Annotated in this window: 16 protein-coding genes; 8 read left to right on the top strand and 8 right to left on the bottom strand. The window is 65.5% G+C overall.

All coding sequences use genetic code 11. The features are described from left to right. Positions 1–227: 227 nt before the first annotated feature. Both AC1VXC_RS14360 and AC1VXC_RS14355 read right to left on the bottom strand, forming a co-directional pair. A complete protein-coding gene (locus AC1VXC_RS14360; protein WP_313173237.1) occupies positions 228–1,223 on the bottom strand; it encodes an energy transducer TonB in 996 nt (331 codons plus the stop codon). A 196-nt stretch (positions 1,224–1,419) separates the two neighbouring features. Beyond that, positions 1,420–2,010, bottom strand: a complete 591-nt coding sequence (locus AC1VXC_RS14355; protein WP_313173236.1) for a TIGR00645 family protein — start codon at positions 2,008–2,010, stop codon at positions 1,420–1,422. Positions 2,011–2,116: 106 nt separating this feature from the next. On the opposite strand from AC1VXC_RS14355, the gene AC1VXC_RS14350 reads away from it, so the two are divergent. After that, positions 2,117–2,806, top strand: coding sequence for a glutathione binding-like protein (locus AC1VXC_RS14350; protein ID WP_313173235.1), 690 nt, complete (start codon positions 2,117–2,119; stop codon positions 2,804–2,806). A 60-nt stretch (positions 2,807–2,866) separates the two neighbouring features. Here AC1VXC_RS14350 and AC1VXC_RS14345 read toward each other — a convergent pair whose 3' ends face one another. Further along, the gene (locus tag AC1VXC_RS14345; protein WP_481539865.1) at positions 2,867–4,180 is read right to left on the bottom strand and encodes a WD40 repeat domain-containing protein; all 1,314 of its coding nucleotides are present in this window, start codon (positions 4,178–4,180) and stop codon (positions 2,867–2,869) included. 101 nt (positions 4,181–4,281) lie between these two features. On the opposite strand from AC1VXC_RS14345, the gene AC1VXC_RS14340 reads away from it, so the two are divergent. Both AC1VXC_RS14340 and AC1VXC_RS14335 read left to right on the top strand, forming a co-directional pair. Further along, the gene (locus AC1VXC_RS14340; protein ID WP_481539866.1) at positions 4,282–6,507 is read left to right on the top strand and encodes a S9 family peptidase; all 2,226 of its coding nucleotides are present in this window, start codon (positions 4,282–4,284) and stop codon (positions 6,505–6,507) included. Between the two features lie 246 nt (positions 6,508–6,753). Further along, complete coding sequence (locus AC1VXC_RS14335) at positions 6,754–8,547, top strand: DUF885 domain-containing protein (RefSeq protein WP_481539867.1); 1,794 nt, start codon at positions 6,754–6,756, stop codon at positions 8,545–8,547. A 261-nt stretch (positions 8,548–8,808) separates the two neighbouring features. On the opposite strand, the gene AC1VXC_RS14330 is transcribed toward AC1VXC_RS14335, so the two are convergent. Beyond that, the gene (locus AC1VXC_RS14330; protein WP_481539909.1) at positions 8,809–10,620 is read right to left on the bottom strand and encodes a monovalent cation:proton antiporter-2 (CPA2) family protein; all 1,812 of its coding nucleotides are present in this window, start codon (positions 10,618–10,620) and stop codon (positions 8,809–8,811) included. A gap of 326 nt (positions 10,621–10,946) precedes the next feature. Between AC1VXC_RS14330 and mgtE the strand changes: the two genes are divergently transcribed. From mgtE to AC1VXC_RS14315, 3 genes are all read left to right on the top strand, one after another. Next, on the top strand, positions 10,947–12,317 hold the full coding sequence (gene mgtE, locus AC1VXC_RS14325) for a magnesium transporter (protein ID WP_313173230.1): 1,371 nt from the start codon (positions 10,947–10,949) through the stop codon (positions 12,315–12,317). A 329-nt stretch (positions 12,318–12,646) separates the two neighbouring features. Further along, entirely contained in the window at positions 12,647–15,352 is a 2,706-nt protein-coding gene (locus AC1VXC_RS14320) for a bifunctional acetate--CoA ligase family protein/GNAT family N-acetyltransferase (RefSeq protein ID WP_313494261.1), read from the top strand. Between the two features lie 247 nt (positions 15,353–15,599). Beyond that, complete coding sequence (locus AC1VXC_RS14315; RefSeq protein WP_481539308.1) at positions 15,600–16,325, top strand: alpha/beta fold hydrolase; 726 nt, start codon at positions 15,600–15,602, stop codon at positions 16,323–16,325. Positions 16,326–16,331: 6 nt separating this feature from the next. Here AC1VXC_RS14315 and dkgB read toward each other — a convergent pair whose 3' ends face one another. After that, a complete protein-coding gene (gene dkgB / locus AC1VXC_RS14310; protein ID WP_481539309.1) occupies positions 16,332–17,132 on the bottom strand; it encodes a 2,5-didehydrogluconate reductase DkgB in 801 nt (266 codons plus the stop codon). An 81-nt stretch (positions 17,133–17,213) separates the two neighbouring features. Beyond that, entirely contained in the window at positions 17,214–18,428 is a 1,215-nt protein-coding gene (locus AC1VXC_RS14305; RefSeq protein ID WP_313173226.1) for an MFS transporter, read from the bottom strand. 122 nt (positions 18,429–18,550) lie between these two features. Between AC1VXC_RS14305 and AC1VXC_RS14300 the strand changes: the two genes are divergently transcribed. After that, complete coding sequence (locus tag AC1VXC_RS14300) at positions 18,551–19,456, top strand: LysR substrate-binding domain-containing protein (protein WP_481539310.1); 906 nt, start codon at positions 18,551–18,553, stop codon at positions 19,454–19,456. A 243-nt stretch (positions 19,457–19,699) separates the two neighbouring features. Here the strand turns inward: AC1VXC_RS14300 and AC1VXC_RS14295 are convergent, their stop codons facing one another. After that, positions 19,700–19,987: a hypothetical protein gene (locus AC1VXC_RS14295; RefSeq protein WP_313173224.1), complete on the bottom strand. Its 288-nt coding sequence runs from the start codon at positions 19,985–19,987 to the stop codon at positions 19,700–19,702. A 78-nt stretch (positions 19,988–20,065) separates the two neighbouring features. After that, the gene (locus AC1VXC_RS14290) at positions 20,066–21,022 is read right to left on the bottom strand and encodes an aldo/keto reductase (RefSeq protein ID WP_313494255.1); all 957 of its coding nucleotides are present in this window, start codon (positions 21,020–21,022) and stop codon (positions 20,066–20,068) included. A gap of 180 nt (positions 21,023–21,202) precedes the next feature. Between AC1VXC_RS14290 and AC1VXC_RS14285 the strand changes: the two genes are divergently transcribed. Next, positions 21,203–22,060 (top strand): class I SAM-dependent methyltransferase, encoded by an 858-nt coding sequence (locus tag AC1VXC_RS14285; RefSeq protein ID WP_313173222.1) that lies wholly within the window; start codon positions 21,203–21,205, stop codon positions 22,058–22,060. Positions 22,061–22,184 lie beyond the last annotated feature (124 nt).

Here is a 22,184-nt window from a genome sequence, read left to right as displayed (position 1 = left end):
CGGACCCCGCGGGAGCCCCCGCCCCGCGTGGGCGCCCCGCCACGGGGCGGGGGGGGCTCCCCCGGCCCCGCCCCGCCCCCCCCCGGCCCGGCACTACCAGAACAACAAAGGCCCGGATCGCTCCGGGCCTTTGCGTTTGCTTCACCTGTAGCGCCGAGGCATGCTGGGGTGTGGCTTTACCGGTAAGGCCTCTGCCGAGCACGGCTCGGCACTACATCAAGAACCGCTTACTTGTTCGGCGCAAATGCCAGCGTACGGCGCGTGGTGGTCGGGCTGCTGATCGGCTCGAACTTCCAACGCTTCACCGCATTCAAGGCCTCGCGGTCGAACACGCGTGCCGGGTTGGCGCGCAGCACGCGGGCGTCGGTGACCGAGCCATCGGTGCCGATGCTCAGTTCCACCAGCACTTCACCAGAGGTGCCCGAACGCAGGGCGTCGGCCGGGTAACGCGGGGCCGGCGTACTGACCGCGCGCAGGGTCGGTGCGGCCGCCGGCTTGGGTGCGGCGGCCTGCTGGGCAGCTGCGGCCGCCGCACTGCGCTGTTCCGCTTCACGACGGGCGGCAGTCTGGCGCTCGGCTTCCTGGCGTTCGCTTTCCTTGCGCGCGGCTTCCTGCTTTGCGGCCAGCTGCTGGGCGGCGCTGGCTTCTGCGGCCTGCTGCTGGGCCAGGCGCTGCTGTTCAACCTGCTGCTTGGCGCGGGTCTCGGCGTCCTTCTTGGCCTTGTCGGCTTCTTCCACCGTGCGGCGCTCGGCAACCTGCATGCTGCCGGTCACGCCCTGTTTCAGGCGCGGCAGGGCGGGTGCATTGGGATCCACCTTTTCCACCAGTGCGATAAGCCGCTGGGTTTCGGGGAAGTCTTCCCGGCCCAGGGCCTGCTCGGCGGCAATCAGGGTGTAGGGCTGCAGGTCGGTCAATGCGCTCTTGATGGACGCGTCATCGGGAAGCTTGTCACGCAAGGCCAGGTAGTACTCCATGGCGTTGTCGCCGGCCGGGGCGTACATGCGGTTTTCGCGCAGTGCGGCGCTGGCCAGGTCGCGCAGCTGCTGGGTATCCATGGCCTGGACCTTTTCGGCTACCGCCGGGGCAGGCGCGGCGGCAGCCGGGGTGGCCGGTGCAGCGGCCGGTGCGGCGGTTTCATCCTTGCCGGAACAGGCAACCAGCGTGCTCAGCAGAACAACGGGCGCCAACAGGCGCAGCTTGCCTTTACTCATGACGTACGACATCAAACATCCCCTTGAATCGACGAACGTGGACTGCGTAGGCCCTGACGGCGCATGGTGGCGGCATTTCCCGATGCCGCACCCATCAGCAGTGAAGCGCGAATCTAGCATCGCCGGCGCGGTAAGCGGCGGTCGATGATGACGCTGAAATGAAAAAGTGACGGGCGTCACATTGCGTGGCGCCCGTCCCTGCTGTCGCTCAGTGCGCGTTGGCGGCGGGCTTGGCGTGGCCGTTGGACATCAGCTTGTCGGTCCAGGCGATGCCGATGGCCGACAGGATGAACACGCAGTGGATGATGGTCTGCCACAACACGCCATCGCGGGTGAAGGTGGTGCAAGGCGACTTGATCGCGGTCAGTTCCGGGGTGCACAGCGGCATGCCGAGCTGGCCGGCTTCGATGAAGGTCTTGAGCAGGTGGATCGAGGAAATGCCGATGATCGCCATTGCCAGTTTGACCTTCAGCACCGAGGCGTTGACGTGGCTCAGCCACTCCGGCTGGTCCGGATGGCCCTGCAGGCCAAGACGGGAGACGAAGGTTTCATAACCACCGACGATCACCATCACCAGCAAGTTGGAGATCATCACCACGTCGATCAGGCCCAGCACGATCAGCATGATCTTCTGCTCGGTCAGACCCTGCGCGTCGGTGACAAGATGCAACAACTCCTTGCCGAACAGGAACACATAGACGCATTGCGCGACGATCAGCCCCAGGTACAGCGGCAGCTGCAGCCAGCGCGAGGCGAAGATCAGGGACGAGAGCGGGCTCAGCGGTTTGTAGTCGGACATTGGAAGGATGGTGCGTTGCGGAAACCGCGCAGGTTACCGGTCGCCCGGAAGGCTGCCAAGCGGCTACCGTAAGGGCCCCTGAGGATGGTTCTGCCGAGGCGTATTCATGATCGACCTTTACTATTGGCCCACTCCCAATGGCCACAAGATCACCCTGTTCCTGGAGGAGGCCGGGCTGGAATACCGCGTGCACCCGGTCAACATCGGCAAGGGCGACCAGTTCCTGCCGGAATTCCTCGCCATCTCGCCGAACAACAAGATGCCGGCCATCGTTGACCATGCCCCGGCCGACGGCGGTGCGCCGCTGAGCGTTTTCGAGTCCGGTGCCATCCTGCTGTACCTGGCCGAGAAGACCGGCCGCTTCATCCCCGCCGACCTGCGCGGCCGTGCCGCCACTCTGGAATGGTTGTTCTGGCAGATGGGCGGGCTGGGCCCGATGAGCGGCCAGATGGGCCATTTCAACGTCTACGCCCCGGAACGCATCCCCTACGCGATCGAGCGCTATGACAGCGAGGTGCGGCGCCTGCACCGGGTGATGGACAAGCGCCTGTCCGAGTCGGCCTATCTGGGCGGTGCGGACTACGGCATCGCCGACATGGCCAGCTATCCGTGGATTGGCGCCTACGCCAAGCTGCCGGTGGACTTCGACGCCTTCCCGCACCTGCGTCGCTGGCACCAAGCCATCGCCGAGCGGCCGGCTACCCAGCGTGCCTATGCAATCGGGCCGACGGTCAATCCGCAGGCCGGGCAGCCACTCAGCGATGAGGAAAAACGCCTGCTGTTCGGGCAGCGCTGAGCCACAGTCGAGGCATTGGCAGCGGCCGCCATGCAGGCGGCACGCTGTGGGGCAGGGCAATCACCACGCCAGCGGCGTGGCTTCCTGTTTCCAGAACAGCCAGCGGCGGATCTCCGGATGCGCCCCCACGCCGACCTGTTCCGGATTGGCGGCGGTCGAGGTCAGGTCGAGCAGGTGCACCGTGCCGGAATAGCTGCCCACCGCCAGCAGACGGCCATCGGCGGAGCTGGCCATCGCACTGATGGTACTGCCGACATGCTGCTTCCACAGCAGGGTGCCGGCCGCATCCACCGCACGCAGGTAACCATAGGCATCGCCCAGCACCAGCCCGCCGGCCACCGGCGCGCTGGCGTAGATGCGGCCGCCCGGGTCCACCACCCGCAGCGCGGGATGGTCTTCGTAGAAGTCGGTGTCGATCTGGCCGAAAGCCGCTGTTTCCACCGCAATGGTGGCACCGTTGTAGAAGTGGCAGGCGTTCAGCGCGACATGCTGGCCATCGGCGAAGAACGCCGCGTGGTGCGGATACTCGCCGTGTGGACCGATCGTGCACACCGGCTGGCCCTGGCCATCGAAGATGCGATGGTGGCCGTCCTGCTGGCCGCAGGCGATCCACTGTCCGTCGGGCGAGACCGCGGCATGCACCATGTCCAGCCGCACCGCGCAAGGCTCTTCGTCGGCAGCCTGTTCCTGCAGTTCGTCGGCGGTCGGCAACAGCCGCTGGATGCCGGCGGCGCTGCACAGGAACACACCATCGGCACGCACCACCACCGCGCGCTGGCCGTCGTTGAACGGGATCAGCTGTTGGATCGCGGCCTCGTCTTCGGCTGCAGCCAGGCTGGCCAACGTTGCCGGCAAGGCCTCGTCACCTCGTGGCAGCGGGAGCTCGGCGATAGGCTGGGGCTGTTCGCCCCGCATGATGTGGATGTGCCCTGCCGTGGCCAGTGCCACGAGTTGCCGGTCCGGGCTGCTGCCGAACATCAGCACGTCGGGCAGCGGGCGGATTTCCAGCCCACGCACGCTCAGCACCTGGCCCGGCTCGTACCAGGCCCCGGTGCGCACCAGCAGGCTGCCATCGGGCAGCCAGGCCAGTGCGCTGAAGCCCTGGCCGTTGGCCTCCAGCATCGACTGGGTGGCCTCATGCAGCGGCGGCCATTGCCCGCGCAGCTGCGCCAGTGCCAGCTCGTCGCCGTTGGCATTGGCTGCGCGCAACGCTTCCATCAGGGTCGGCAACAGCGCCGACAGATCGGGTGGATCCTGCGGCTGGCCCATGTTCTTCCAGTTGCAGGCATCACCACGGGCGACGTAATCGTTGAGATGGCTGGCGTAGGCATGGACGGCGGCCTGCCAGCGCAGGTGTGGAGCGGAATCGGTCATGTGGTGCGAACGGGATCGTCGAAGCAGGACTTTCGATGGAAGCACAGCAGGCCGTGGTTCGCTAGGATGGCCCGATCCGTGCTGTCCCTGACAGGAATCCCATGCGTCCCTTGTTCCTAGCCCTTGCCATGATCCTCGCCACGCCCGCCGTCCATGCTGAAAAGCTCACCCTCGAAGCCATCACCGGCAACGCGCCGCTGACCGGCCCCACGCTGATGAAGCCCAAGGTGGCGCCGGACGGCTCGCGGGTGACCTTCCTGCGTGGCAAGGACAGCGACCGCAACCAGCTGGACCTGTGGGAATACGACATCGCCAGCGGCCAGACCCGGCTGCTGGTCGATTCCAAGCTGGTGCTGCCCGGTGCTGAGACGCTTAGTGACGAGGAGAAGGCGCGCCGCGAGCGCCAGCGCATCGCCGCGCTGAGCGGCATCGTCGATTACCAGTGGTCGCCGGATGCCAGGACCCTGCTGTTCCCGCTGGGCGGCGAACTGTACCTGTACGACCTGGGCAAGCAGGGCAGCGCTGCGGTACGCAAGCTCACCAACGGCGAAGGCTTCAGCACCGATGCCAAGCTTTCGCCCAAGGGGGGCTTCGTCAGCTTCGTGCGCGAGCGCAACCTGTGGGTGATCGATCTGGCCAGCGGCAAGCAACTGCAGCTGACCCGCGACGGCAGCGCCACCATCGGCAACGGTGTGGCCGAGTTCGTGGCCGACGAGGAAATGGATCGCCACACCGGTTACTGGTGGGCGCCGGATGACTCGGCCATTGCCTTCGCCCGCATCGACGAATCAGCGGTGCCGGTGCAGAAGCGCTATGAAATGTATGCCGACCGCGTGGAGATGATCGAGCAGCGCTACCCGGCTGCCGGTGACCGCAACGTGCTGGTCACCCTGGGCGTGGTCGCGCCGCGCGCCGCTGCCGCGGTCAATTGGGTGGACCTGGGCAAGGAGCAGGACATCTACCTGGCGCGCGTGAACTGGCGCGATCCGCAACACCTCAGCTTCCAGCGACAGAGCCGCGACCAGAAGACGCTGGAGCTGATCGAGGCCAACCTGGCCGATGGCAAGCAGCGCACCCTGGCGACCGAGAGCGGCAAGACCTGGGTGCCGCTGCACAACAGCCTGCGTTTCCTCAAGGACGGGCGCTTTGTGTGGTCGTCCGAACGCAGTGGTTTCCAGCACCTGTACGTGGCCAATGCCGACGGCAGCAACCTGACCGCGCTGACCTCCGGCAATTGGCCGGTTGATGAGCTGCTGGCGGTGGATGAGGCCGCCGGTACCGTCTACTTCCGCGCCGGCGTCGAATCGCCGTTGCGCAGCGAGATCTACGCCGTGGCGCTGGCAGGTGGTGCGCCGAAGAAGCTGTCACAGGCGGCTGGCATGCACAGCGCCGCGTTCGCCAACAATGCCAGCGTCTACGTGGACACCTGGTCCAACAGCACCACTCCGCCGCAGATCGAACTGTTCCGTGCCAATGGCGAGAAGATCGCGACGCTGCTCGACAACAATCTGGCCGACCCCAAGCATCCGTTTGCGAAGTACCGCGACGCCCAGCGCCCGGTCGAATACGGCACGTTGACCGCCGCCGACGGCAAGACCCCGCTGCATTACAGCCTGATCAAGCCCGAGGGCTTCGACCCGGCGAAGAAATATCCGGTGGCCGTGTATGTCTACGGTGGCCCGGCCTCGCAGACCGTGACCGACAGCTGGCCTGGCCGTGGCGATCACCTGTTCAACCAGTACCTCGCCCAGCACGGCTACGTGGTGTTCTCGCTGGACAACCGTGGCACGCCGCGCCGTGGCCGTGACTTCGGTGGTGCGCTGTACGGCGTGCAGGGCACGGTGGAAGTGGCCGACCAGCTCAAGGGCGTGGAATGGCTGAAGACCCAGCCGTGGGTGGATGGCAGCCGCATCGGTGTGCAGGGCTGGTCCAATGGCGGTTACATGACACTGATGCTGCTGGCCAAGGCATCCAACCAGTACGCCTGTGGCGTGGCCGGTGCGCCGGTCACCGATTGGGGGCTGTACGACACCCACTACACCGAGCGTTACATGAACCTGCCAGCGGCCAACCCCGCCGGCTATGCCGAAGGCCGCGTACTCACCCATATCGATGGGCTGACCTCGCCACTGCTGCTGATCCACGGCATGGCCGATGACAACGTGCTGTTCAGCAACTCGACCAGCCTGATGAGCGCACTGCAGAAGCGTAGCCAGCCGTTCGAGCTGATGACCTACCCGGGTGCCAAGCATGGGCTGTCCGGCGCCAATGCGCTGCACCGCTATCGCATTGCCGAGAACTTCCTGGGGCGTTGTTTGAAGCCTTGAGGCGCCTTGTTGTTTTGATTTTTGGGTGAGGGCTGCAGGCCAAAGCCAGAAGCACCCCTCCCCAACCCTCCCCTTGCCTGCGGCAAAGGGAGGGGGCTGAGCTGTTCCCCCTCCCTTTCGCGCAGCGAAGGGGAGGGTTGGGGAGGGGTAAGCTTTGCTCCCGCAGTTGCCCCAACACCCCACTTCCTACCCTTGCCGCCCCGGCAATGACTGCGTACGGTCAGCCCATCCCTTATGGAGCTGCCCATGAAACCTCTCGTCCTTGCCGTCGCCCTGGCCCTGGCCGCCCCGCTGCCGTTCACCGCAGGCGCAGCACCGGCACCGGCCAAGGCAGCACCTGCCGCACCGGCCTGGGTTGCCCATAGCAATGAACTGGCGCAGATCCTGCTGCAGGCGCAGGCACCGTTCCAGCCGGAGATGACCAGCTTCTTCGGCGTGCCGGGTTACGACGACAAGGTTGTCGATCTGGGCCCGGACAACAGCAACCGTTACCGCGTGGCGCTGGGCAAGGCGCGCGACCAGCTGCGCGAGAAGCTGCAGGTGGAGCGCGACCCCAATGTGCGCCAGGACCTGGAGATCCTGATCGCCGCGGCCGAGCGCAACATCGAGAGCAGCACCCTCAACGAACAGCACCTGATGCCATGGGTGGATGTGCCGCAGGCGGTGTTTGGCGGCATCAACGGCCTGCTCTCCGACCAGGTGCCGGAGGCGCGCCGGGCCAAGGCCCTGGATCGCCTGAAGGCCTATCTGGGCCAGGCCCCCGGCACGCAGCCGCTGGCTACCCTGGCGCGCCAGCGCTATGAGGAAAAGAGCGGCACGCCCAACCTGCTGCAGCCGACCAAAATCGAGGTCGACCAGGCCCTGGCCAACGTCGACACCTACATCGCCGGCATCGGCAAGCTGTTCGCCAAGTACAGGATCGACGGTGCCGATGCGTCGCTGGCCGAGCTGTCCACGCAGATGAAGGACTACATCGCCTGGACGCAGAAGGAAGTGCTGCCCAAGGCGCGTACCGACACCCGCCTGCCGGCCGAGCTGTACGCCTTCCAGCTCAAGGAAGTGGGCGTGGACATCGATCCGGCCCTGCTGATGCAGCGTGCCCAGCTGGAGTACATGGAAACCCGCGCGATGATGCGCCAGCTGGCGCCGTTGGTGGTGCAGGCCAAGGGCCTGAAGGTGGCCGACAACACCGATTATGCGGCGGTGATCCGCGCGCTGAAGCAGGACAAGATCGGCAACGACCAGCTGGAGTCGCATTACCGCGGCGTGATCGACGCGATCGACCCCATCATCCGCAAGCAGGGCATCGTCGACGTGCCGCAGCGCCCGCTACAGATGCGCCTGGGCAGCGAGGCCGAAAGCGCCGCCTCCCCGGCCCCGCATTACCTGCCGGCACCGTTGGTCGGCAACACCGGCCAGCAGGGCACCTTCGTGCTGCCACTGGGCAACCCGGCCTCGGGCGAGAAGGCGCAGTACGACGACTTCAACTTCGGCTCGGCGGCATGGACGCTGAGCGCGCATGAAGGCCGCCCCGGCCATGACCTGCAGTTCGCGGCGATGGTGGAGCGCGGTATCTCGCTGGCGCGCACCCTGTTCGCCTTCAATTCGGTCAATGTTGAAGGCTGGGCGCTGTATGCCGAAGCCGAGATGGTGCCGTTCGAGCCGCTGGACGGGCAGATGATCGCGCTGCAGTTCCGCCTGCTGCGTGCCGCCCGCGCCATGCTCGACCCCGCGCTCAACCTGGGCCAGACCGACCGCGAGCGCGCCCGCAAGGTACTGGTGGAAGGCGTGGGTCTGTCCGAGGCCATGGCCACGCAGGAGCTGGACCGTTACACCGTGCGTTCGCCGGGCCAGGCCTGCAGCTACTTCTACGGCTACACCCGGATCATGGAACTGCGCATGCAGACCGAGCTGGCGCTGGGCGACAAGTTCGACCGCCTGGCCTTCAACAACTTCCTGCTTGACCAGGGCCTGCTGCCGCCGGACCAGTTGTCCGCAGCGGTCAACGAGGTCTTCATTCCGGCCCAGCGCCGCAAGTAAGCACAAAGGGCGCCGCAAGGCGCCCTTTCTCATTGGACATATTTTTCTGTGGGAGCGGCGTAAGCCGCGAAGCCACCACATCATCAGGTGGCATAGACAGCAACGACTTCAGAACCATCAGCTTCATTTTTGTGGGAGCGGCGTAAGCCGCGAAGCCGCTACATCATCACATGGCAAAGCTGCCAAGGCCTTCAGCACCATCAGCTTCGCGGCTTATGCCGCTCCCACAGTGCGCACAGGACAACGCCAGCCCAGGCCGCCTCATTCCTTGTCGTTGGAAGGCTTCACCGTCGTACTGTCACTGGCATCGGCCTCGAACAGGTGCATCAGGTCGGCGCGGGCATCGCGCGAGGTCTGCATCACCGCCGCTTCGTCGTCGTAGACCAGATGCTGCGCCTTGAGCAGCGCTTCATCGTGTTCGCGGAAACGCTGTACGTGGTCACGCGCCACATTTTCCGGGAAGCCAAGCGCGGTCAGCACCCGCTCGCTGGCTTCAAGGCTGGAGCCGAATACCTCGCGGAACGGTTCGGCTGACATGTCCAGCAGCTTCCACGCGTGCTGGCGGTTGCGCGCACGCGCCAGCACCGTCGCCTTGGGATACATGCGCCGCACCAGCCGCACCGCGCGCAGATTGGTGTCGGGGTTGTCCATCGCCATCACGAACACGCGGATGTGTTCGGCGCCGGCGGCACGCAGCAGATCGGGGCGGGTCGGGTCGCCGTAGTACAGCTGGTTGCCGAAACGGCGCAGGTCCTTGACCGTGTCCGGGTCGGCTTCCAAGGCAACAAAGGGAATGCGCTGTGCGGTCAGCATGCGGCCGACGATCTGGCCGAAGCGGCCCATGCCGGCAATCAATACCTGTGGTCGCTGCGCGCCGGCGTCCTTGAGGGTCTCATCCGGTGCGGGCTGTGTTGGCCGCGGCGCTGGCTTGAGTTGCAGTGATCGTTGCAGGGCAAGCAGCAGCAAGGGGGTGATCGCCATCGACAGGCTGACCACGGCCACCAGCCGGTCGTGGTTGATGCGCCCGAGCAGATGCGCCCGCTCGGCTTCGTTGAACACCACGAAGGCGAATTCCCCACCCAGCCACAACACGCTGCCCAGCATCAGCGCATTGCGCAGCGACATGCGCGCGGCCAAGCCCAGCGCGATCAGGATGGAGAACTTCACCATCAGCAGGATGGCCACGCCGAGCGCGATGATCTCGGGTTCGGCGGCCACCCGCTTCAGGTCGATGCCCATGCCAACGGCAATGAAGAACAGGCCGAGCAGCAGGCCCTTGAACGGTTCGATCTGCGATTCGATCTCGTGGCGGAATTCGGAGTCGGCCAGCAATACGCCGGCGATGAAGGCGCCCAGGCTGGCGCTGAGCCCGGCCTCGGCCATGAACCAGGCCGTGCCCAGCACCACCAGCAAGGCGGTGGCGGTGAACACCTCCGGCATGCGGGTACGGGCGACAATGTTGAACAGCTGGCGCAGCATCGGCCGGCCGAGCACGATCACCAGCATCAATGCGCCGAGGGCGATGGAGGCATCCTGCCAACTCAGGGTTTCGTTCTTGACCCCACCCAGCAGTGGAATGGCCGCCAGCAACGGGATCGCCACCAGGTCCTGGAACAACAGGATGGCAAAGCCGAGCCGGCCATAGTCGGTATTGAGCGCCTTGTGCTCGGACAACAGCTGCAGGCCGACCGCTGTTGAAGACAGGGCCAGCGCGGTGCCGATCACCAGCGCGCTCTTCCACGAGAAGTGATTGAGCAGCAGCAGGCCGCCCAGCACCACCGCACTGAGCAGCACCTGTACCGTGCCGGCGCCGAACACCGGCCGTCGCATCACCATCAGCCGCGACGGCGACAGCTCCAGCCCGATCACGAACAGCAGCATCACCACGCCGATCTCGGCGGCATTGAGGATGCGGTCGGCGTCCTGCACGAAGCCCAGCACATGCGGCCCCAGCACCACGCCAGCGGCCAGGTAGCCCAGCACCGCGCCCAGCCCGAAGCGCTTGAATACCGGCACGGCGATGACCGCCGCCAGCAGCAGTACCAAGGCCAATTCGAGACCGGTGCCATGCATTTGAAGGGATTCCTTGATTGATCCAGCTGACCGGCCGGGCAACTGCCTACCGACGATTTCACATTATGCGGACTGTGCCGTGAGTGAATGCGTATAGATGGCCTTCGTTGGCGGGACGCAGCGATGCAGGCTTGACCCCGTCGACCAACAGGACCAGACTCGCGCCGCTGCCGGTAGAACCGCGCAGCACCTTTCCGGAGTCCAACCCATGTCCAGCGACAGTAGAAGTCGAACGCGATCGTCGACACCAGCGACGGCAACCGCCTGACAGGGCTGGTTCGCCCTGTGCTGGCGTTGCGGTCGCAATCCAGAACAGGCGAATCAACATGAACCAGAAGCAATTTCTGCGGCCCGTGGTGGACGCAGCCACGCTGAGCGCGCCCTTGGCCGATTACAACACCGCCGACGCGGTGGAGTATCTCAACGCCCTGCCATTGCCGCTTGCGGCCAATACGCTGGCGGCACTGTCGTTGCCGCGTGCGGTCAAACTGCTGGAAGCCCCTGAGCTTCAGCATGCAGGCGAGCTGATCGCGGCGCTGCCGCCGGCCCGCGCCGCAGCCCTGCTGGGGCTGATGGCCGACGACCGTGCCACCGATATCGTCCATGAGCTGGATGATGCCGAGCGTGCGCGGTTGATCCCGCTGCTGGCACCGGAGGCACGGCGCTCGATCCAGCTGCTGCTGAGCTATCCGCCCAACACCGCCGGCGCCTTGATGACCACCGAGTTTGTCGGCGTGCCGGCAGACTGGACGGTGGCACAGACCCTGCAGCACATCCGCGAAGTGGAGCGCAGCCGCGAGACGGTCTACGCCATCTACGTGCTGGACCCGCAGACCCGCCAGCTGCAGCAGGTGGTGACGATGCGGCGGCTGATCACCGGCGAACCGGAGGATTCGATCCTGTCCGTTGCCCAGGTCAATCCGCCGGTGACCGTGGATGCCTTGCTGGACCAGGAGGAGGTGGCGCAGCTGATCCGCCGCCACGACCTGCTGGCGATCCCGGTGGTGGATGCACAGCAGCAGATGCTGGGGATCGTCACCGTCGATGACATCCTCGATGCATTGATCGATGAATCCACCGAGGACGTGCACAAGTTCGGCGGCGTGGAAGCCCTGGACAAGCCGTACATGCAGATCGGCTTCCTGGAGATGCTGCGCAAGCGCGCCGGCTGGTTGAGCGTGCTGTTCCTCGGCGAAATGCTGACCGCCAGCGCCATGCAGCACTACGAGGACGAGCTGGCGCGCGCGGTGGTGCTGACCTTGTTCATTCCGCTGATCATGAGCTCGGGCGGCAACTCCGGCTCGCAGGCGACCTCGCTGCTGATCCGCTCGCTGGCGCTGCGCGAACTGCGCCTGCGTGACTGGTGGAAGGTTGCCCTGCGCGAGCTGCCGACCGGCGTGGTGCTGGGTGCGATCCTTGGCAGCTTGGCGATCATCCGCATCACCGTCTGGCAGCTGGCCGGCCTGCACGACTACGGCGAGCACTGGAAGCTGCTGGCGGTGACCATCGGCGCGGCCCTGATCGGCATCGTCACCTTCGGTTCCCTGTCCGGCTCGATGCTGCCGTTCGTGCTCAAGCGCCTGGGTTTCGACCCGGCCAGCGCCTCGGCCCCGTTCGTGGCCACGCTGGTGGATGTCACCGGCCTGGTGATCTATTTCAGCATCGCCGCAATGATCCTCGGCGGCACCCTGCTCTGAATGTAGTGCCGAGCCATGCTCGGCAGGGGCGTTACCCGTAGAGGAGGACCTGTAGTGCCGAGCCATGCTCGGCAGGGGCTCTACCGGCAAACCCAACGGCAAACGCAGAAGCCACCCCTCCCCAACCCTCCCCTGCGCTACGCGCAAGGGAGGGGGCTGTTAGCGGCCATCTGCCAGTTCGCCGCCTGTCTCCCTCCCTTTGGCGCAGCCAAGGGGAGGGCCGGGGAGGGGTGCTTTTCGCCAAATCCAACCCCCAACTTTGATCCAACGCAGCCCACCCAGCACCGCAGCCGTGTACCTTTGACCCGGTACCCGCAACAGGCTTCGCAATGAGCACCTATCACCTGCAGACCGTATTCCGCCCCCGCTCGGTGGCAGTGATTGGCGGCAGCCCGCGCGATCGTTCCGCCGGCCGAGCGGTGATCCGCAATCTGCGCGCCGGCGGCTTCGCCGGGCAGATCGGCTGGGTCAGCCCGCGCTATGCCGAAATCGACGGCATGCGCACGGTCAAGAAGCTCAAGGACCTGCCGTGGATTCCGGACCTGGTGGTCATCACCGTGCCGGCAACGCTGTTGCCGCAGGTCGTCAGCCAGGCCGCCGAACTGGGCGTGGCTGCCGCCATCATCCTCACCTCCGGCCTAGGCAAGGGCCCGGGCTCGTTGGCTGCACAGGTGGAAGCCGCCGCACGGCCCAAGGGCATGCGCGTGCTCGGCCCGCATTGCCTGGGCGTCATCGCCCCGCATGCACGGCTCAACGCCAGCATCGCCGCGCACACACCGCAGGCTGGCGATCTGGCGCTGATTTCCGAATCCAGCGCGATTGCGGCTGCACTGGTGGAATGGGGCGTGGCGCGCTCGGTCGGCTTCTCGGCGGTGGTTTCGCTGGGCGATGCGCTGGATGTCGACTTCGGCGACCTGCTCGATTATTTCGCCAGCGATTACCGCACCCGCGCCATCCTGCTCTACGTCGACCAGATCAGCGACGCGCGCAAGTTCATGTCGGCGGCCCGTGCCGCCGCACGTGCAAAACCCGTGGTGGTGGTCAAATCCGGGCGCAAGCCGCGCGGCAGCGCAGAGGTGGTTACCACCCATTCGCAGGCGTTGGCCGATTCCGATGCGGTCTACGGTGCCGCCTTCAACCGCGCCGGACTGCTGCGGGTGAATGCACTGGACGAGTTGTTCACCGCCGCCGAGACCCTGGGCCGTCTCGGAACCTTTCCGGGTCGCCGTCTGGCCATCCTCAGCAATGGCGGCGGTGTCGGCCGGCTGGCAGTGGATCAGCTGCAGGCACTCGGCGGCAGCCTGGCCGAGCTGTCACCAGCCACCGTCGCGCTGCTGGACCAGGCCTTGCCGCAGGGCTGGTCGCGCGACAATCCGGTCGACATCGTGGTCGATGCCGATGGCGGCCGTTACGCCTCGGCGATTGAAGCGCTGCTGTCCGACGACGCCAACGACGCGGTGCTGGTCATCAACGTACCGACCGCCTTCACCTCGTCAGCCGAGGCCGCTCAGGCACTCACCACCACGCTCGGTCAACGCTCGCGGCAGCTGCGCGACAAGCCGGTGTTCGCCGTCTGGCTGGGCAATGACGACCGCGCCACGGTCACCCTCAACACCGCACGCGTACCGACCTATCCCACCGAGGCCGATGCCGTGCGCGGCTTCCAGCATCTGGTGCGTTACCGCGAGGCGCAGACCGCGCTGATGGAAACGCCGCCCAGTCTGCCGGCGGATTTCGTGGTGGACGTGCCAGCCGCACGCGCGCTGGTCGAAGCGGCGCTGGCCAATGACCAGCAATGGCTGGATCCGGTGGCCACGCACAAGCTGCTGCAGGCCTACGGCATACCGTCGTTGGAAGTGATGGTCGCGCGTGATCCGCACGAAGCAATGGACCTGGCCCAGCCACTGCTGGAGCAGGGCATGAGCGTGGCGGTGAAGATTTTCTCGCCGGACATCCCGCACAAGTCCGAAGTCGATGGCGTGCGCTTGAACCTGGGCAGCCTGCGCGCGGTGCAGTCCGCGGCAACCACCATCCTGCAACGCGCCCGTGAGAAGCGCCCACAGGCGCGCATCGAGGGCGTGCTGGTGCAGCCCAGCCTGACCCGCCCCAAGGCACGGGAGCTGATCGCCGGCATTGCCGACGATCCGGTCTTCGGGCCGGTGGTGGTGTTTGGCCGTGGCGGTACGGCAGTGGAGGTGATTGACGACAAGACCCTGGCATTGCCGCCGTTGGACCTGCGGCTTGCCCATGAAGTGATCGGCCGCACCCGCGTCTCGCGCATCCTCAAAGCCTACGGTGATGTACCGGCGGCAGACGAGCGCGCAGTGGCGATGGTGCTGGTCAAGCTGGCGCAGCTGGCGGCGGATATTCCCGAGATCCGCACGCTGGACCTCAACCCGCTGCTGGCCGACCGCAACGGCGTGATCGCCCTGGATGCGCGTGTGGCAATCACCCCGGTCAAGCGCCTGCACAAGGGCCGTGGTCATCCGCGCTTCGCGATCTTCCCGTATCCCAACGAATGGGAACGCACGATCGATCTGTCCGACGGTGGCAAGGCCTTCATCCGCCCAGTGCGACCCGAAGACGATGGACTGTTCCGCGCGTTCTTCGCACGCGTCACCGACGATGACCTGCGTCTGCGCTTCTTCCAGTCGGTGAAGCACTTCAGCCATGAGTTCATCGCTCGCCTGACCCAGCTGGATTACGCGCGCTCGATCGCGCTGGTGGCGATTGATCCCAAGACCGGCGAAATGCTCGGGGCTGTGCGCCTGCACGCCGATGCGGACTACAACCGCGGCGAGTACGGCATCCTGATCCGCTCGGACCTGAAGGGCCACGGCATCGGCTGGAAGCTGATGCAGATCATGATCGAGTACGCCGGCTGGCTGGGTTTGAACGTGGTGGAAGGGCAGGTGCTGCGTGAGAACAGCACCATGCTGGCAATGTGCCAGAGCCTGGGTTTCAAGGTGAAGGCGGATCCGGATGACTCCACCATCATGAATGTGACGTTGCCGGTGGGTGAGGTTAAGAACTAAAGGCCAAGAGCCAAAGGCCAAGAGCCAAAGGCACCCCTCCCCAACCCTCCCCTGCGCTACGCGCAAGGGAGGGGGCAGATCAGCTCCCTCCCTTTGCCGAAGGCAAGGGGAGGGTTGGGGAGGGGTGCTCTGCTTCGCCCCCTCCCTTGCGCGTAGCGCAGGGGAGGGGTGCTTTGGCTTTTGCTTTGGTTGTCGCTCCACCCCCACCTCTCACCCCCAAACCACCCCAAGGCGCGACAATAGCGCCATGCAAACGAACCAAGACCCCGCAGCCAGAACCCCGCTGCTACTGCTGCCCGGCCTGCTCAACGATGCCACGCTGTGGCAGTCCCAACTCGAAGCATTCGCCGACATCGCCGACTGCCAGGTCGGTGACCTCACCCGGCAAACCACGATGCGCGCGGTCGCCGAAGACGTGCTGGCCAAGGCCCCGGCGCAGTTCGCCCTGGCCGGATTCTCACTCGGCGGCTACGTCGCCCAGGAAATCCTGCGCATCGCACCGCAACGGGTCCTGAAGCTGGCACTGCTGGACACCTCGTTCAAACCCGACTCGCCCGAGCGCGCCGCCCAGCGCGTGGCGCAGCAGAACAGCGTGCGCCTGCCCGGCACCTTCCACGGCTTCGGCGACAAGCTGATGCGCAGCTACATCGATGCATCGCGGCTGGAGGATCATGCGCTGGTGGATACCGTGCGCAGCATGACTGCACGCCTCGGCGCGGAAGTCTTCCTGCGCCAAAGCCAGCTGCAACGTGTGGACGGCAGCGAGGTCCTGAGCGCCTGGCAGGGCCCGGCCTTGATCGTCTGCGGGCGCAACGATGCGATCACGCCCTTGTCGGTCAGTGAGCAGATGACCACACTGATGCCGCAGTCAAGGCTGGTGGTGATCGAGGACTGCGGTCATCTGGCACCGTTGGAGAAACCGGCGGAAGTGAACGCCGCGATGCGTGCCTGGCTGCTATCCACGCCGGGCTGATCGATCTCAATCCCAAGCTGGCGCGATACCCGGATTGGCTACACGCTCGCCACGATCCAGCTCGGCAATCCGTGCCATGTCCTCCGCATCCAGCCGCAGCTGTGCCGCCTGCAGGTTGCCGGCGAGGTTCTCGCGCTTGGTCGACGACGGAATCACCGCATAGCCCTGCTGCAGCGCCCACGCCAACGCGACCTGTGCGGTGCTTGCCTGGTGCTTGTCGGCAATGGCCTGGATCACCGGGTCCTTCAGCACCGCGCCATAGGCCAGGCTCATGAACGCGGTGACATGGATGCCCTGCTCGCGCAGGTAGGCGATCAAGGCGCGGTTCTGCAGGTAGGGATGTACTTCGATCTGGTTGGTGGCAATGGCATCGGCGCCGAGGATGGCGATGGCCTGGCGGGTCAGGTCGATGGTGAAGTTGGAAACACCAATCGCCTTGGTCAAACCCAGCGCCTTGGCTTCACGCAGCGCACCGAGGAACTCGGCCATCGGCACTTCGTCCTTGGGCGAGGGCCAGTGGATCAGCGTCAGGTCGACGTGATCGGTGCGCAGCTTGCGCAGGCTCTCGCGCAGGCTGGCAAGCAAGTCATCGTGGTGGAAGTTGCTGATCCAGATCTTGGTGGTCAGGAACAGCTGCTCGCGCGGCACCGTGCCGCTGGCGATAGCCGCACCCAGATCGGCTTCGTTCTCGTAGATCTGCGCGGTGTCGAAAGCACGGTAGCCCAGCTCCAATGCGTTGTGCACGGAGTCGGTGAGTACCTGGTCCTTGAGGCGATAGGTGCCAAGACCAATAGCGGGAATAGTCATTCAAATCTCCAGAAATTCGCGCTTACAGGCTACGCCGCGCAGCGCGAACAAAAACCCAAGGGGAAGTAACAGCGTGTTCCGTCAATGCGCGCTGATGGCAATGCCTTCGGCGCGTACATCCAAACCGTCGCGGCGATCCAGCCGGCCGCTCAGTACCGTCAAAGCCAGCGCACCCAGCACCACCAGCGCGCCAATCCACGGCGTATGCATCAGGCCGATGTGATCGACCACCAGGCCGCCGAGCGAGGCACCGAGTGCGATGCCGATGTTGAAGGCGGCGATGTTCAGGCCGGATGCCACATCGGTGGCCTGCGGCACGAAGCGCTGCGCCTGCTTGACCACATACACCTGCAGCCCCGGCACATTGCCGAATGCCACTGCGCCCAACGCCAGCACGGTCAGTAGCACCAACCAGCGGTTGTAGGCGGTGAAGGTGAGTACAAGCAACACCAGCGCCAGCAACCCGAAGATCAGCGTCAACGCGGGAATCGGCCCGCGGCGGTCAGCCAGTCGCCCGCCCCACAGATTGCCGATGGCCACCGATACGCCGTAGACCAGCAGCACCGCGCTCACCGCATTGGCCGAAAAGCCGCTGACGTCCTGCAGGATCGAGGCGAGGAAGGTGAAGGACAGGAAAGTGCCGCCATAGCCCAGCGCGGTCATCGCATAGACCAGCAACAGGCGCGGCTGCGCCAGCACCGCGAACTGCTGGCCGAACGTGGCCGGCGCGCTGCGCGGCAGGTCGCGCGGCACGAACAGCAGGCTGCCGAGCAGGGCGATCACGCCCAACGCCGCCACTGCGAGGAAGGTTGCACGCCAGCCCAGGTGTTGGCCGATGAAGGTGCCCAGCGGCACGCCGGTCACCAGCGCCACGGTCAGCCCGGTGAACATGATCGCGATCGCACTGGCAGCCTTGTCCTTGGGCACCACCGAGGTGGCGATGATCGAGCCGATCGAGAAGAACACGCCATGCGCCAGCCCGGTCAGCACCCGCGCCACGATCAGCGAGCCATAGCCCGGTGCCATCCACGCAATCAGGTTGCCGACGGTGAACAACAGCATCAGCGCGACCAGCAAGGCCTTGCGCGGCACCCGTCCGGTCAAGGCGGTGAGTACCGGCGCACCTACGGCAACACCCAGCGCATACAGCGAAACCAGCAGGCCGGCCGAGGGCAGGCTGACCTGCAGGTCGGCGGCGATGGTCGGGATCAGCCCGACGATGACGAACTCGGTGGTGCCGATGGCGAACGCACCCAGCGTCAGCGCCAGCAAGGCAAGAGGAATTCCGCGTGACATGGGCGAATCCTTGGAAAGGGCTGCGCAGTCTGTCGGTGGAACTCTTGCTGAAAAATGCGGTTTCCCACCAATTACTATTGATTTAAAGTCAACAATATTCCATCACCACCTGACCGCCCCCAATGAAAACCACCCTGGATGAGATGCAGGCCTTCATCGCGGTGATCGACACCGGTTCGATCACCGCTGCGGCCGAGCAACTGGGTCAGACCACCTCCGGCGTCAGCCGGGCGCTGGGGCGGCTGGAAGAGAAGCTCGGCACCACCTTGCTGACCCGCACCACCCGCCGCCTGCAGCTCACCGACGAAGGCGAGACTTTCCTCGCCCAAGCCCGCGCCATCGTCGCCTCGGTGGATGCTGCCGAAGAGCAGATCGCCGCGCGCCGGGGCACGCCGTCCGGGCGCTTGCGGGTGGATGCGGCGATGCCGTTCATGCTGCATGTGATCGCACCGCTGGTGGCCGGCTACCGCGCGCGCTACCCGCAGGTGGCGCTGGAGCTCAACAGCAGCGAGCGCTACATCGACCTGCTGGAACGGCGCACCGACGTGGCGATCCGCATTGGCCCGCTGGCGGACTCCACCCTGCATGCACGGCCCCTGGGTCACAGCCGCCTGCGCGTGCTGGCCAGTCCGGCCTACCTGCAGCAGCACGGCACACCGAAGAGCGTGGCGCAGCTGCAGGCGCATACCTTGCTGGGCTTCAACGAACCGGATTCGCTGAATCATTGGCCATTGCAGGGTGACGACGGCGAGCGCCTGCACGTGCGACCCGCATTGGCGGTATCCAGCGGCGAGATCCTGCATCGGCTGGCCCAGGAAGGCGTCGGCATCGTCTGCCTGTCCGATTTCCTCACCGAAGCGGCGCGTGCGCGCGGCGAGCTGGTGCAGGTATTGCCCAAGCAGACGCTGGACACACGCCAGCCGATCCACGCCGTGTACTACCGCAACACCGCGGTATCAGCGCGCATCAGCTCCTTCCTCGACTACCTGGCCGAAGCAATGGTGCAGCCAGTTGTGGGAGCGGCGTAAGCCGCGAAGCTGACATCGTCAGAACCAACGGCGTGCGTGTGATCCGATGAACCCGGGTATGCGGTTTGCGCTGTTCGCATTCGCTGGGAAAGCCCCTGCCGAGCGTGGCTCGGCACTACGCTTTCGCTCCCTCCCTTTGGCGAAGCCAAGGGGAGGGTTGGGGAGGGGTAGGCGCTTCAGCTTCTGACGTTGCGGTGGCTTCGCGGCTCACGCCGTGCCTAAAAAAGCCAACCACAAAGTCCTTCAATGCTGCTGCGCGTGATGCCAGGCATGGCGCACCAGCCAGCGTGCTTCATCCCAGGAAACCGCCAACGCCGGGCTATGTCGGTGATAGCTGTCCTGCAGCACTTTGTAGAGCTGCTCTTCGTTGGCGCGTGGATAGGCCTGATAGACGTCGTAGCCCATTTCCAGCAGGCGCTGGTAATGGTCGAAATCATGTTGGCCAAGATGGCCGATGGCATGCACGCCACGCCAGTAGGTCAGTTCGGCGTCGCGATCAATGCTGCGCTGGGCTGCGGATGTGGTCTGCATGGGTAGGACTCCATTCGCGGTCTACCCCCTGTCCGTCCGATCCTACGGCGCGAACAGAGGGCGCGCAACCTGGCGCATTCAGTTTTCGGCGCTGGCGGCATCCAACTGCGCGCGCTGTGCCGCATCCAACTCCAGCTGCGCTGCCGCCAGTACTTCCTGCAGCTGCGGCATGCTGGTGGCGCTGACGATGGGCGCGGTGATGCCCGGGCGCGCGATCAACCATGCCAGGGCGACCTGGGCCGGCGTTGCCTTGTGGCTGGCGGCAACGTCGTCGAGTGCCTGCAGAATGCGCAGGCCGCGTGGGTTGAGATAGCGATCAGCAACCTTGGCGCCGCGCGCGGCGCTCTTGCCTACATCAGCTGCGCTGCGATATTTGCCGCTGAGGAAGCCGCTGGCCAGCGAGTAATAGCTGATCACGCCGATGCCGTGTTCGCGCGCCAGCGGCTCCAGCGCGGTCTCGTAGCCGCTGCGGTCGTAGAGGTTGTATTCCGGTTGCAGGGTTTCGTAGCGGGGCAGGTGGTAGTCGGCGGAGACCTTGAGTGCATCACGCAGCCGTTCGGCGCTGTAGTTGGACGCGCCAATCGCCCGCACCTTGCCGGCTTCGATCAAGCGCCCGAACGCGCCAAGGGTCTCTTCCAGGGGCACTGATTCGTCGTCTTCATGTGCCTGGTACAGATCGATGACGTCGGTCTGCAGGCGGCGCAGTGAATCCTCAACCGCATCATTGATGTTGTCGGCGGAAAGGCCGGGGTGCTCGGCCCATTTGGCGACCTTGGTGGCAATCACCACCTTGTCGCGCTTGCCGCTGCGCTGCAGCCAGCGGCCGATGATGGTCTCCGACTCTCCGCCGCGGTTGCCCGGCACCCAGGCCGGATAGACATCGGCGGTATCGATCAGGTTGAAGCCGGCATCGACAAAGGCGTCGAGCAGGCCAAAGGATGTCTTCTCATCGGCACTCCAGCCGAAAACGTTGCCACCAAAAGCGATGGGGCTGACGTGTAGACCCGAGCGACCAAGTTCGCGTGACTGGGGCATGCGGTGCTCCTTTGTTGTTCAGCTCCACAGCATAGACGGCATGCGTTCCAATTCCGTGGCAGCGTGGTGAAAACAGCGTTCCGTGTGGCGTTCCTGCGCTAACGGGATGTAAACAATTGCAGCCTGCATTGCACGTGCAAACGCATGTTAGTCTCGCCGTTTCAAACGCCGGAGTCCGACATGAAGAAGCATTCCCCGCTGCTGTGTGCCTGTCTGCTGGCGCTCGCCAGTACCCTGTCTGCCGGTACCGCGCTGGCCCATGATGCGGCCCACGCCACTGCCGATGCGCAGGTGTCACCGCAGCTGCAGGCCGCCATTGCTGGCAGCTGGCGTACGCCGGCCAATGTACTGCGCGACGAATACCGTCATCCGGCGCAGACCCTGGCGTTCTTTGGCCTGCAGCCGCAGCAGACCGTCGTTGAAATCACCCCCGGGGGTGGCTGGTATTCGGAAATTCTCGCGCCCTACCTGCGCGAGAATGGCAAGTACGTGGCCGCGGTAGTGGATCCGGCGACGCTGCCCGCGGGCGGCGGTCGCGATTACCAGCAGCGCTCACGCGATGGCCTGAGCAAGAAGTTCGCCGCATCCCCGGCCCAGTTCGACCGCGCTACCGAGGTCGCCTACAACCCGGCTGCACCGGTGCTGGGCGCACCGGGCTCGGCCGACCTCGTGCTGACCTTCCGCAATGTCCACAACTGGCGTTCTTCTGGCCAGGCCGAGGGCATGTTCAAGGCCTTCTTTGACGTGCTCAAGCCAGGTGGCACCCTCGGTGTGGTGGAGCACCGCGCCAAGGCCGACGTGCCGGCCGATGACAACAGCGGCTATGTCGGCCAGGCACAGGTGATTGCCATGGCCGAAGCGGCCGGCTTCAAGCTTGCCGGCAGCAGCGAGATCAACGCCAATCCGCGCGATACCAAGGACTACCCCAAGGGTGTATGGACGCTGCCGCCGTCCAACAGCCACGACGCTGCCGATGCCGCCAAGTACAAGGCCATTGGTGAAAGCGACCGCATGACGCTGCGCTTCGTGAAGCAGTAAGCGGCGCGGGAGTGGGGATTGGCGATGGGGGAGTGCGACAATGCGTGGCCGCCGTGCACCAGCACGCGGCCGCGCTCTGCAGGCATGCGGTGTCCCGCCTGCATCTGCGGCGCGTGGCAACTCT

This window comes from Stenotrophomonas sp. STEN033 (assembly GCF_056856655.1).
The sequence above is the reverse complement of the archived record's forward strand: the minus strand, read 5'-3'. Positions and strand labels throughout refer to the sequence as shown.